This window comes from Rhizobium sp. R339 (assembly GCF_002211395.1).
In the GTDB taxonomy this organism is placed as follows: domain Bacteria; phylum Pseudomonadota; class Alphaproteobacteria; order Rhizobiales; family Rhizobiaceae; genus Rhizobium.
Genome location: NZ_LOKV01000004.1, coordinates 106249 through 118525 on the forward strand (window position 1 = coordinate 106249; position 12277 = coordinate 118525).

At 62.3% G+C, this 12277-nt stretch carries 13 protein-coding genes and 2 riboswitches; of the genes, 7 read left to right on the forward strand and 6 right to left on the reverse strand.

The window, feature by feature from the left end:
- Positions 1-5 precede the first annotated feature (5 nt).
- The 4 genes from sufD to sufA all read left to right on the forward strand — a co-directional run bounded on the left by sufD (position 6) and on the right by sufA (position 3415).
- On the forward strand, positions 6-1280 hold the full coding sequence (gene sufD, locus ATY76_RS08255) for a Fe-S cluster assembly protein SufD (protein WP_088674278.1): 1275 nt from the start codon (positions 6-8) through the stop codon (positions 1278-1280).
- A gap of 13 nt (positions 1281-1293) precedes the next feature.
- Positions 1294-2535, forward strand: coding sequence for a cysteine desulfurase (locus ATY76_RS08260; RefSeq protein ID WP_088674279.1), 1242 nt, complete (start codon positions 1294-1296; stop codon positions 2533-2535).
- A 12-nt stretch (positions 2536-2547) separates the two neighbouring features.
- A complete protein-coding gene (locus ATY76_RS08265; protein WP_004675587.1) occupies positions 2548-2928 on the forward strand; it encodes an SUF system Fe-S cluster assembly protein in 381 nt (126 codons plus the stop codon).
- 94 nt (positions 2929-3022) lie between these two features.
- The gene (sufA, locus tag ATY76_RS08270; RefSeq protein WP_064685465.1) at positions 3023-3415 is read left to right on the forward strand and encodes a Fe-S cluster assembly scaffold SufA; all 393 of its coding nucleotides are present in this window, start codon (positions 3023-3025) and stop codon (positions 3413-3415) included.
- A 62-nt stretch (positions 3416-3477) separates the two neighbouring features.
- Here the strand turns inward: sufA and ATY76_RS08275 are convergent, their stop codons facing one another.
- The 5 genes from ATY76_RS08275 to gcvT all read right to left on the reverse strand — a co-directional run bounded on the left by ATY76_RS08275 (position 3478) and on the right by gcvT (position 9569).
- Positions 3478-3780, reverse strand: coding sequence for a flagellar basal body rod C-terminal domain-containing protein (locus ATY76_RS08275; protein WP_088674280.1), 303 nt, complete (start codon positions 3778-3780; stop codon positions 3478-3480).
- A gap of 151 nt (positions 3781-3931) precedes the next feature.
- Complete coding sequence (locus ATY76_RS08280) at positions 3932-4972, reverse strand: GH25 family lysozyme (protein ID WP_088674281.1); 1041 nt, start codon at positions 4970-4972, stop codon at positions 3932-3934.
- 207 nt (positions 4973-5179) lie between these two features.
- On the reverse strand, positions 5180-8044 hold the full coding sequence (gene gcvP, locus ATY76_RS08285; RefSeq protein ID WP_088674282.1) for an aminomethyl-transferring glycine dehydrogenase: 2865 nt from the start codon (positions 8042-8044) through the stop codon (positions 5180-5182).
- Complete coding sequence (gcvH, locus tag ATY76_RS08290) at positions 8044-8406, reverse strand: glycine cleavage system protein GcvH (RefSeq protein ID WP_088674283.1); 363 nt, start codon at positions 8404-8406, stop codon at positions 8044-8046. The genes gcvP and gcvH overlap by 1 nt, the downstream gene beginning before the upstream one ends.
- 26 nt (positions 8407-8432) lie before the next feature.
- A complete protein-coding gene (gene gcvT, locus ATY76_RS08295) occupies positions 8433-9569 on the reverse strand; it encodes a glycine cleavage system aminomethyltransferase GcvT (RefSeq protein WP_088674284.1) in 1137 nt (378 codons plus the stop codon).
- Positions 9570-9644: 75 nt separating this feature from the next.
- Positions 9645-9726, reverse strand: a riboswitch (glycine riboswitch).
- A 3-nt stretch (positions 9727-9729) separates the two neighbouring features.
- Positions 9730-9818: riboswitch (glycine riboswitch) on the reverse strand.
- 159 nt (positions 9819-9977) lie between these two features.
- Here gcvT and ATY76_RS08300 point away from each other — a divergent pair.
- On the forward strand, positions 9978-10358 hold the full coding sequence (locus ATY76_RS08300; RefSeq protein WP_088674285.1) for a hypothetical protein: 381 nt from the start codon (positions 9978-9980) through the stop codon (positions 10356-10358).
- Positions 10359-10430: 72 nt separating this feature from the next.
- Positions 10431-11438: a copper chaperone PCu(A)C gene (locus ATY76_RS08305; RefSeq protein WP_088674286.1), complete on the forward strand. Its 1008-nt coding sequence runs from the start codon at positions 10431-10433 to the stop codon at positions 11436-11438.
- 60 nt (positions 11439-11498) lie between these two features.
- On the opposite strand, the gene ATY76_RS08310 is transcribed toward ATY76_RS08305, so the two are convergent.
- Entirely contained in the window at positions 11499-11765 is a 267-nt protein-coding gene (locus ATY76_RS08310; RefSeq protein WP_038692570.1) for a hypothetical protein, read from the reverse strand.
- 120 nt (positions 11766-11885) lie between these two features.
- Between ATY76_RS08310 and crcB the strand changes: the two genes are divergently transcribed.
- Complete coding sequence (gene crcB, locus ATY76_RS08315) at positions 11886-12263, forward strand: fluoride efflux transporter CrcB (protein ID WP_088674287.1); 378 nt, start codon at positions 11886-11888, stop codon at positions 12261-12263.
- Positions 12264-12277: the final 14 nt, after the last annotated feature.

A 12277-nucleotide genomic window follows, 5' to 3' on the forward strand; every position in this document is an offset into this window, starting at 1 on the left:
CGTCCATGAACATGCAGACGACGAGCCGCCTGACCGCGGCCGAAGCGGCGCTGATCGAGGCCTTCAACCATCAGATCGGTGACCTGCCAGGCAATGGCGCGGTGACCGCACTGCGCGACCGGCTTCTCGACGACCTGAAGCAGGCCGGCCTGCCGACGCGGCGCATCGAAGCCTGGCACTATACCGACCTGAAGAACCTGCTGCGCAGCCTGCCGGCGCAGGCCGGTGATGCCGGCTCCAGCGCGCTCGAGCCGCTTGTTGCCGGTTCCACGGTTCTGGCCGTCATCCAGGGCCGTTCCGATGAGAAGGCAATCGCCGGCGATCTCGGCGTTTCGGCCTATTCCGAACATCTGCTCAACGGCTCTGCCGCAGAAAGCCTCGATGCGCTCGGCAGCGACGATGCCATCGGCCGCATCAACGGCAGCTTCGTGCGTGACGGCTATGTCGTCGACGTGCCTGCCGATACCGAGCTCGAAGCCCCGCTTGAAATCCAGTTCGTCCATGCCGGCGGCCAGACGCATACGCGCCTCCCGGTTTCCTTCGGGGCCGGTGTCAAGGCCACCGCCATCGAGCGTCACCGTGCGGTGACCGGCGATGCCGCTTTCGTGTCCCATGTCAGTGACATCACCATTGGCGAGGGCGCAGAGCTGACCTGGATCATCCTGCAGCAGCAGGGAGCGGACGATACGCATCTTGGCCAGATCCGCGTCGATCTCGGCGCCAATGCCAAGCTTCGCCTGTTCGTGATCAATGCCGGCGGCAAGCTGGTGCGCCAGGAACTGCACATCAAGGTGACGGGCGAGGGCGCCGATCTGACGCTGCGCGGTATCAACCTGCTCGGAGCAGAGAGCCATACCGACGTGACGATGGTGCTCGGCCACGATGTACCGCACACCGGCTCGACCGAGGTGATCCGCAACGTCGTCTTCGATCGTGCCAAGGGTGTTTTCCAGGGCATGATCCGGGTCGCGCCCGATGCGCAGAAGACCGATGCCAAGATGGCCTGCAACACGCTGCTGATGTCCGATGATGCCGAGTTTTCGGTCAAGCCCGAGCTCGAGATCTTCGCCGACGACGTCCAGTGCGGCCATGGCGCGACCGTGACCGATATCGACGCCAACCATCTCTATTACCTAATGGCGCGCGGCATTCCGGAGAACAAGGCGCGGGCGATGCTCGTCAATGCCTTCGTCGCCGAGATCGTCGAGGAACTGGAAGACGAGGCCCTGGTCGAAGCGCTGGAAAGCGTGATCTCGGCCTGGCTCGAAAAGCACGCCTGATCGGATATCCGCCATGGACAAGATAGCACCGGCCACACAATACGACGTCGAAGCCATCCGCAGGGATTTTCCGATCCTTGCGGAAAAGGTGCATGGCAAGCCGCTGGTCTATCTCGACAACGGCGCATCGGCGCAGAAGCCACAGGTGGTGATCGACGCCATCTCGCATGCCTACAGCCACGAATATGCCAATGTGCATCGCGGGCTGCACTATCTCTCCAACGCCGCAACGGATGCCTACGAGGCGGCGCGCGAGAAGGTGCGCCGCTTCCTGAACGCGCCTTCGGTCAACGACATCGTCTTCACCAAGAATTCGACGGAAGCGATCAACACAGTCGCCTACGGCTGGGGTATGCCGAAGATTGGCGAGGGCGACGAGATCGTACTGACGATCATGGAGCACCACTCCAACATTGTGCCCTGGCATTTCATTCGCGAGCGGCAGGGCGCCAAGCTGGTCTGGGTTCCCGTCGACGACGAGGGCGCCTTCCATATCGAGGATTTCGAGAAGAGCCTGACGGAGCGCACCAAGCTCGTCGCCATCACCCATATGTCGAATGCGCTCGGCACGATCGTTCCCGTCAAGGAGGTCTGCCGCATCGCCCATGAGCGCGGCATCCCCGTGCTGATCGACGGCAGCCAGGGCGCCGTGCACCTGCCGGTCGACGTGCAGGACATCGATTGCGACTGGTATGTGATGACCGGCCACAAGCTCTACGGCCCGTCGGGTATCGGCGTGCTCTACGGCAAGAATGAACGCCTCTCCCAGATGCGTCCCTTCCAGGGCGGCGGCGAGATGATTTTCGAGGTTGCCGAGGACGTCGTCACTTATAATGATCCGCCGCATCGCTTCGAAGCCGGCACACCGCCAATCGTGCAGGCGATCGGCCTGGGCTACGCGCTCGACTACATGGAGAAGATCGGCCGGGAAGCGATCGCCCGCCATGAGGCCGATCTTGCGGCCTATGCCGCCGAGCGCCTCAGATCGGTGAACTCGCTGCGGATGTTCGGTACGGCACCCGACAAGGGAAGCATCTTTTCCTTCGAACTCGCAGGCATTCATGCCCATGACGTCTCGATGGTGATCGACCGGCAGGGTGTGGCTGTGCGCGCCGGCACGCATTGCGCCATGCCGCTCTTGAAACGCTTCGGCGTCACCTCCACATGCCGTGCATCCTTCGGCATGTACAATACCCGCGCCGAGGTCGATGCGCTGGCCGATGCGCTGGAATATGCGCGCAAGTTCTTTGCCTGAGGAGTGTCCTTAATGAGCCTGGACGAAAGCGAACAAAAGATCGACGTGCGCGAAGGCATCGTGCATTCCAGCATCCCGGCCGATGAACTGGCGCGGCTGAGCGACGACGTCATCGGCGCGCTGAAAACCGTCTACGATCCGGAAATCCCGGCCGACATCTTCGAACTCGGTCTGATCTACAAGATCGACATCGAGGACGACCGGATGGTGAAGATCATGATGACGCTGACAGCCCCGGGGTGCCCGGTGGCCGGCGAGATGCCCGGCTGGGTCGAAAATGCCGTCGGCGCCGTCGAAGGCGTGTCCGGTGTCGAAGTCGAAATGACCTTCGATCCGCCGTGGACGCCGGATCGTATGTCGGAAGAGGCTCAAGTCGCGGTCGGATGGTACTGACATCCCAAGGTATTGATCCGTTTACCCAGCGCGACTACATTTTGAATCACGAAGCGCCGGATCTTGACCCCGGTTGCGGAAGGAGAAAAAGCCGATGGGCTTTGCAGTGATGAGCATGACGGACGGTGCCGCGGCCCGCGTCAAGGCGATCGTCGAAAATTCCGGCCCGGAGGCCAAGGGCGTTCGCGTCGGCATCAAGAAGGGTGGCTGCGCCGGGATGGAATATACCATCGACCTGGTGACCGAACCCAATGCCAAGGACGATCTGATCGAGCGCGACGGCGCCAAGGTCTGGGTCGAACCATCGGCCGTGCTCTATCTGCTCGGCACCGAGATGGGCTTCGAGCAGACGACGCTCCGTTCAGGCTTCACTTTCACCAACCCGAACCAGACATCGGCTTGTGGCTGCGGCGAATCCGTCGAACTGAAGCCCGCCGACCTTGCGGCCCTTGCCGCACAGCGCCAGAGCGAACCGGCGCATTCCTGAAGAATCACGCCGGTGGGGAATTTCTGCCGAGCGAGAGCGCGGCCTATCTTAGGAGAGAGCGCTCAGTCGCGCTTGATGCTCATTAGCATTTCCCACAAGTCGGCGCCGGTTTCGAAGACGACGGCGTTCGCCTTGTAGCTTTGCTCGGCCTGGAGCATATCGGTCAGCTCGGTGGCGAGGTCGACGTCCGATGGCGTCGCCTCAACGGTGGCGCGAACGCCGGGCTCGGTGGAGGTGAGGCTGGTGTTCAGTCTGCTATAGTCGGGCGTGCTGCTGTTTGCAACATTGCTGGCGATTGCGCCGATCCGAGTCGTCTGCGCCCGCATTCCCGAAAGAGCAATGTTGGTAATGCCCGATATGCTCATCAGCCGTTCCCCAGATCTGAATGGAATGCTTGTACCTGCAATGGCTTAGGGAATGCTGAAGGCATTGCGTTAGCAAAGATCTACGGGCACGGAGATAACACCGCCCACCTGTTCCGGACTGAGACAGGAAGGCGGGGCCGTGACCTGCCTGCTATCGCGACGCAACCCAGTCGTGCCAATCGCTTTCGCTGCCGTTGAAGACGTTGAGATCGATCTTGCCGTCGACGCCGTCGGAAAGACCCGAACCGGAATATTGCCAGAAGACCCACTTGCGGCCGGGATAGACCTTGGAGGGGTGGGCTGCGACCGAGCGCAGCCAGAAGGGATAATCGAGCATCTGGCCCTTCAAATTGTCGCGGTAGAAATCCGGCGCAGTGTAGATGATCGGGCGCTGGCCGTAATGGCGCTCCAGCTTGTCCATGAAGACCTGCATCTTTTCCCGGACGCGGGCGGGCGAAATACGCCGCTTGCAGCTCGATTCGCCGTTCCATTCGACATCGATGACGGGCGGAAGCGCGTTTGCTTCCCTCGGCACGTTGCGGATGAACCAGTCAGCCTGTTCGCCGGCTGTCCGGCACCAGTAGAAGAAGTGATAGGCGCCATGTTTCAGGCCGGCTTCCTTGGCGCGACGCCAGTTCTTCCTGAACATGGGGTCGAGGTGATCACCACCGTCCGTCGCCTTGATGTAGACGAAATTCGCGCCTTGCTTTCGCAGCGTTTCCCAGTCGATCTCGCCCTGCCAGCGCGATACGTCGACGCCGTGCACGGCCAGATTTCTCGGCGAGGTTCTGCCGAAGTTGATCGGCTTGGCGTCGCGGAAACGGTGGCCATAGATCCGCCCGCGCGACGGCGATTTCATCCCGGCACCGGGATCGATTGCCGGATTGTCGGGCATGAGCATCGCGACGGGTCTTTCCGTCGGCATGGGCATGCCGACCGGCCGTTCCGCGGGCACCAGCGCCTGCGGCTCCGGAACAGGCCCTGTCCAGCTCAGCGCCTGCTGCGGCGCGCTTGCCTGTGGGGCGGTATTACCCACGGCAGCAGCCGGGATCGGGCCGCTCGGCTTCGTGATGGCATTGGTGGTTTCCGTCGACGCCACAGGCGTGAGCACATCTTCGGCGCCGGAACTGGCGGCGCATCCCGAGAGGATCAGGGTGGCGAGGAGAATTGCTGGCACAGCCGATGGACGCATAAGAACCCGCACGCAAAACAGAGATCAGCGGCAACATCCATGATGAATGGAAACCGCCCATTTCGAATTGCTAACAGAGACTTGCTAAGAAAGGTTAAATTTGAACCCTATGCCCCGAAACGGGCTTCGCCGGAGTTCGTGCCGCGCCTGAAAGGCTTGACGCACAAGCAGCCCCTCTCAGCGCGAGAGGGGCTTGCCGAATTTACGTTATTCCGCCGCCTCGGCGTAGCTTTCGACCGGCGGGCAGGTGCAGATGAGGTTGCGGTCGCCGTAGACGTTGTCGACGCGGTTGACCGGGGACCAGTATTTGTCGACCCGGAAGGCGCCGGGCGGGAAGCAGGCCTGTTCTCTGCTGTAGGGCCGGTTCCATTCGCCGACGAGGTCTTCGACGGTGTGCGGCGCGTTCTTCAGCGGGTTGTCGAGCTTGTCCATGCGGCCTTCTTCGATGGCGCGAGCTTCCTCGCGGATCGCCAGCATCGCCTCGCAGAAACGGTCGAGCTCGGCCTTGGTCTCGCTTTCGGTCGGCTCGATCATCAATGTGCCGGCAACCGGCCAGCTCATGGTCGGGGCATGGAAACCGCAGTCGATCAGGCGCTTAGCGACATCGTCGACGGTGACGCCTGATCTGTCGACCAGCGGGCGGGTGTCGATGATGCATTCATGCGCGACGCGGCCGGTCTTCGACTTGTAGAGCACGTCATAGGCGCCCTTCAGCCGGGCGGCGATGTAGTTGGCGTTCAAGATCGCGACCTTGGTCGCCTGCGTCAGGCCTTCGCCGCCCATCATCAGGCAGTAGCTCCACGAAATCGGCAGGATCGATGCCGAACCGAAAGCCGCCGCCGAAACCGCGCCAGAGCGGCCGTCGGTCTCGGGATGGCCGGGCAGGTGGGGCGCCAGATGTGCCTTGACGCCGATCGGCCCCATGCCCGGGCCGCCTCCGCCATGCGGGATGCAGAAGGTCTTGTGCAGGTTGAGATGAGACACGTCGGAGCCGATGTCACCGGGGCGGGACAGGCCGACCATGGCGTTCATATTGGCGCCGTCGAGATAGACCTGGCCGCCATTGATATGCACGAGATCGCAGATTTCCTTGACGGTTTCCTCGAAGACACCGTGCGTCGAGGGGTAGGTGATCATGCAGCAGGAGAGGTTTGCCGCATGATCCTGAGCCTTGGCGCGGAAATCGTCGAGATCGATGTCGCCGTTCTCGCGCACCTTGACGACGACCACCTTCATGCCGACCATCTGGGCCGAAGCCGGGTTGGTGCCGTGCGCCGAGGTCGGGATCAGGCAGACGTCGCGATGGCCCTCGCCATTGGCGATGTGGTAGTTGCGGATCGTCAGCAGGCCGGCATATTCGCCTTGCGCACCGGAATTCGGCTGCATCGAGAAGGCGTCGTAGCCGGTGACGGCGCAGAGCTTTTCCGTGAGGTCGTCGAGCATCTCGCCATAGCCCAGCGCCTGGTCTGATGGCACGAAGGGATGGATATCGGAAAATTCCGGCCAGGTGATCGGCAGCATTTCCGCCGTCGCATTGAGCTTCATCGTGCAGGAGCCGAGCGGGATCATCGAGCGGTCGAGCGCCAGATCGCGGTCGGAGAGCCGGCGGATATAACGCGTCATCTCGCTTTCGGCGCGGTTCATATGGAAGATCGGATGCGAGAGGTAGTCGCTGGTGCGCAGCAAATCCTTCGGCAGGCGGTAGGACGGCTCGAAATCGGCGATGGCGAAATTGCCGCCGAAGGCACGCCAGACGGCCTCCAGCGTGGCCGGCCGCGTGCGCTCGTCGAGGCTCATGCCGATCTTCGTCTCGCCCACCTTGCGCAGATTGACGCCTTCGGCGACGGCTGCGCGCAGGATGAGGCCTTGCATATGACCGACATCGACGGTGATCGTGTCGAAGAAGCTCTCCGGCTCGACCTTATAGCCGAGTTTTTCCAGGCCCTTGGCCATCAGCACGGCCTTCTGGTGGACCTGCTGGGCGATCGCCTTGATACCCTTCGGGCCATGGAAGACCGCGTACATGGAGGCCATGACGGCGAGCAGAACCTGGGCGGTGCAGATGTTCGAGGTCGCCTTTTCGCGGCGGATATGCTGTTCGCGGGTCTGCAGAGACAGGCGGTAGGCGCGGTTGCCGCGGGCATCGACGGAGACGCCGACGAGGCGGCCGGGCATGGAGCGCTTGATGGCATCCTTGACCGACATATAAGCCGCATGCGGGCCGCCGTAGCCGACGGGAACGCCGAAGCGCTGCGACGAGCCGACGGCAATATCGGCGCCCATTTCGCCGGGCGATTTCAACAGCGTCAGGGCGAGAATATCAGCAGCAACGACGGCAATGGCGCCTGTCTGATGCAGGCGGGAGATCAGGCCGGTGAAGTCCCTGACATGGCCGTGCGTGCCGGGATACTGGAAGATCGCGCCGAAGACGTCGACAGGGTCGAGATCGGTGAAGGGATTGCCGACGATGACGCTCCAGCCGAGCGGCTCGGCGCGGGTGCGGATCAAGGCAATGGTCTGCGGATGGCAGTCGGCATCGACGAAAAAGGCCTTGGCCTTCGACTTGGAGACGCGCTCGGCCATCGCCATGCCTTCGGCGGCGGCCGTCGCCTCGTCGAGCAGCGAGGCATTGGCGACATCGAGGCCAGTCAAGTCGCAGATCATCGTCTGGTAGTTCAGCAGCGCTTCCAGGCGGCCCTGGCTGATCTCCGGCTGGTAGGGCGTATAGGCCGTGTACCAGGCGGGGTTCTCAAGGATGTTGCGCTGGATTACCGGCGGCGTGATCGTGCCGTAGTAGCCCTGGCCGATCAGCGAGACCAGCACCTTGTTCTTGTTGGCGGTCTCGCGCAGCTTGTCGAGCGCCTCGCGCTCGGTCATCGGCGCGCCCCAGACGAGCGGCGCCTTCTGGCGGATCGCGGGCGGCAAAGTCGCATCGATCAGGCCATCGAGGCTGTTATAGCCGATCACCTTCAGCATATCGCTCATTTCAGCCGGCGAGGGACCGATGTGACGGCGATTGGCGAAGTCGTAGGGCTGATAATCGGTGAACTGGAATTCCGTCGGCGTCGTCATTACGCGATGAGCTCCTTATAGGCGGCCTCGTCAAGCAGGCCGTCGGCATCGGCACGATTCTTGAGCTTCAGCTTGAAGAACCAGCCGGCGCCCTGCGGGTCGGAATTGACGAGCGACGGATCGGCGACGATCGCCTCGTTGACCTCGGTGATTTCGCCGTCGAGCGGACAATAGACTTCGGAGGCAGCCTTGACGGATTCGACCGTCGCGGCATCGTCGTTCTTCGCGAAGCTCTTGCCGACTTCCGGCAGCTCGACGAAGACGAGATCGCCGAGCTGTTCGACGGCAAAGGTGGTGATGCCGACGGTCGCGACATCGCCGTCGAGCTCGAGCCATTCATGTTCAGCGGTAAATTTCAGCATGGAAATATCCTCTCGGAAAACAGGGTTCAACGTTTGTAAGTCGGCTTGACGAAGGGCAGGGCGGAGACGGCAACAGGCAGGAACTTGCCGCGGACTTCGGCATAGACCTGAGTGCCTACGGCAGCGTGGGATACCGGCACATAACCCATGGCGACGGGGCCTTCGACGGAAGGGCCGAAGCCGCCCGAGGTGACTTCGCCGATTTCGGTCTTGCCCTCGGCATCGGCATAGAGCTTGGCATGGCCGCGCACCGGCGCCTTGCCTTCCGGCTTCAGGCCGACGCGGCGGCGCGCAGCGCCATTTTCGAGTTCGGACAGGATGCGGCCGGAGCCAGGAAAGCCGCCGGCGCGCGCGCCGCCGAAGCGGCGTGCCTTCTGCATGGCCCATTCGAGAGCCGCTTCGACCGGCGAGGTGGTGGTGTCGATATCGTTGCCATAGAGGCAAAGACCGGCTTCCAGACGCAGAGAATCTCGGGCGCCGAGACCGATCGCCTGCACGTCGGGATGCTCGAGCAACCGCATGGCGACATCCTCGGCCTTGTCTGATGGAACCGAGATTTCGAAGCCGTCTTCGCCGCTGTAGCCGGAACGCGAGACCAGACAGGAGACGTCGTGCAGGCGGCAATGACGCACGTCCATGAATTTCATCGCCGCGACGTCGGCCCAGAGTTCGGCGAGAACCTCGACGGCACGCGGTCCCTGCAGCGCGATCAGGGCGCGGTTCAGGAGGGTAATATCGCACCGGTCGCCGATATGGGTCTGCAGATGGGCGAGATCGGCCTCCTTGCAGGCAGCGTTGACGACGACGAAAAGATGGTCGTCGAGATGGGTGATCATCAGGTCGTCGAGAATGCCGCCGGTCTCGTCGGTAAAGAAGCCGTAGCGCTGGCGGCCCTCGGCCAGGCCGAGGATATCGACGGGGACCAGGCTTTCCAGCGCGAGCGCGGCATCCTCATAGCTGCCGGATTTCGCCTTCACGATGACCTGCCCCATGTGGGAGACATCGAAGAGGCCGGCTGCCGTGCGGGTTTGAAGATGTTCCTTCATGACGCCAGCGGGATATTGCACCGGCATGTCATAGCCTGCGAACGGCACCATACGGGCGCCGAGCGAAAGATGCAGGGCATGCAACGGGGTTTTCTTCAGGGCAGCAGTTTCGTCCAAAAGACGCCTCCGGGGTTTGCGCCTCTTTCCAAGGCGCGGGCTCAAATCTGAAGGCGCGGCTGCGCGCTTCTCTCCTGAGCCCCCTCTGTCCTTGACGCCTGAGATTGTTATCCCTTCGGCGAGCGTTTCGAGAACGCTTCTCTCCAGAGTTCCGTCTGCCCCTTGCTGGTCCTTTTGCCTGAGAGTTTCCGGGGCGGTTGCTCCTTCGGCACCGGTGGCGAAAGCACCGGATTCTCCCAACATGGTTGGCGCAATTATCCGGCGGGTGCGGCGCTTGGCAAGACCAAATGTCGTGACCTGACAAATTTTTGTCGCCACAGCCGGGGGTAAGCCCGTGATCTCAAGCAAATCTGCTTTTGCATTCGGGTGCGAAACCGGCTATCGCGACATGCTGTTGAAGGGGATCTCATGCGGCAGACCGGACTAAAAGCGACGCTCTTCCTGCGCATGCTTTGCGCACTGAGCCTGCTTTTCCTTGGCGTTGCCCACCGGCCGCCACAGGCCCTCGCTTCTGAAGGTTATGACGCCGCCGCCTATATGCTGCCCGACGGCACCTTTGCGTCCCTCTGCGTGACGGCAAAGGACGACGATGGCAAGACGGTCGCCTTCAAACCGAATTGCGAAGTCTGCCGATTGTCGGCTTCGGTCATCCTGCGGACGCCCGATGCGGGCTCATGGCTCGGGCGCAAAGTCGCCTCGCTCGTCAACGCGCCGATAGAGACCGCCGCCGTTGCCGGCGCAAGCGCCGTCAGCCGGGCGAATTCTCGCGCGCCTCCCATCCTCGTCTGATTTTCCCTCGCAATCAGAACGCAACAGCCGGTTCGCCTTTGAGAAGGCCGAGGCCGGCGAGGAGATTATCCGATGAGAATGATCGACACACAGACTATCAAGACATTGGGCAAGACCTTGGGGCTCGCCGCCCTTCTTTCCGCCTGCGTAGCAGCCGGCGCCGAGGCGCATGTGAGCTTTCTCGATAAGGAAGCGACGCAGGAAAGCACCATTCTCGCGACGCTGCAGGTCCCGCATGGCTGCGACGGCAAGGCGACGACCGAGGTGCGGGTCAAGCTGCCGGAAGGCTTCGTCTTCGCCAAGCCGCAGCCGAAGGCCGGCTGGGAGCTCGAGGTGATCAAAGGCGACTACCAGAAGACCTACGACAATCACGGCGACAAGGTGAAAACAGGCGCGGTCGAGGTGCGGTGGAAGAACGGCGACCTCTCCGACGACTTCTACGACACTTTCGTCATCCAGGGTAAGGTTTCGGGCGTTGAGGCCGGCACAGCGCTCGCCTTTCCGGTGACGCAGATGTGCGGCGAGGCGGTCGAGGCTTGGGATCAGGTCGCGAAGGACGGCGGCGATCCCCATAGCCTCAAAAGCCCGGCGCCGATCTTGAAAGTGGTCGCCGGCGAGGATCACGGCCACGGCCATGACGACATGGCCGGCATGGACATGTCCGGTATGTCAGCTGCCGCGCCGGCCGGCGAGGCGATCAAAGCAGGCGATCTGGAAATCTCCGGCGCGTTCGCCAAGGCGATGCTGCCCGGCCAGCCGGTCGGCGGCGGCTTTTTCACGGTGAAGAACGACGGCAAGACGGATGACCGCCTTCTATCGGTATCCTCGCCCGTGGCCGGCGAGGTTCAGATCCATGAGATGGTGACCAAGGACAACGTCATGCGGATGCGCCAGTTGAAGGACGGCATCGCCATTGCCGCGGGCGAGACCGTGAAGCTCGAGCCCGGCAACCTGCATTTGATGTTCCAGAAGGTGAAGACGCCGTTCAAGCAGGGCGACACGGTGCCGGTGACGCTGACCTTCGAGAAGGCCGGCAAGGTCGATCTGGTGCTGCAGGTGCTGTCGGCTCAGGGCAAGTGAGTAGAAACTGGTCAAAACAGAAAAGCCCGCGATGCGGGCTTTTCGCTGGAGGCAGCGGCCTTAGAAATCTTCGTAGGATTGCAGCGCCTGTTTCAGGCCGGCCTGCGGCTGGCGGTTGCCCTTCGTCATCAGGTCGAGCGCCACTTCGGTCGATTGAATGATGCTGGAGGGGTCGTCCACCCCTTCGGTGCTTTCGGCCTTCAGTTGCCGGTCCGCGAGACGGCGAGATTCGCGCGCGGCGGTGCTGTTGGCGACACGCTGCGGTATTCTCAGCGTTTCAGCGGCAATGGCAGCGGTATTTGCCGAAATGGAAAGGAGCTGGGTCATGCCGGCACAGTAACCGGCAGGATCTTGGCGCCAGCATAAGAAAACCTCTGGCATTTTACTGAATTATAAGAATTTATTCCATCACGACTGAAAGCGTTCCCAAGTCAGGATATTCCACCCATGATCCAGGCTCTCCTCGTCGCCGTCGGCGGCGCTATCGGTTCCGTGCTCAGATATTATGTCGGCCGATGGGCGCTGAAGCTCATGGGACCGGCGTTTCCCTGGGGCACGCTCGCCGTCAATGTCGTCGGCTGCTTCGTCATCGGTGTCTTTGCGGAACTGATCGCGCGAAAATTCAACGCCTCGACGGAACTGCGCCTGCTGCTCATCACCGGCTTCCTCGGCGGCTTCACCACTTTTTCTGCCTTCTCGCTCGACGCCATCTCACTGTTCGAGGGCGGCGAGGCGGTCGCCGGCGGCATCTATATCGCAGCCAGCGTCGGCCTTTCGATGGCGGCGGTGTTCGCCGGGCTCGCCATCATGCGCGCTTTGGTCTGATTCCGGTTTCCGTT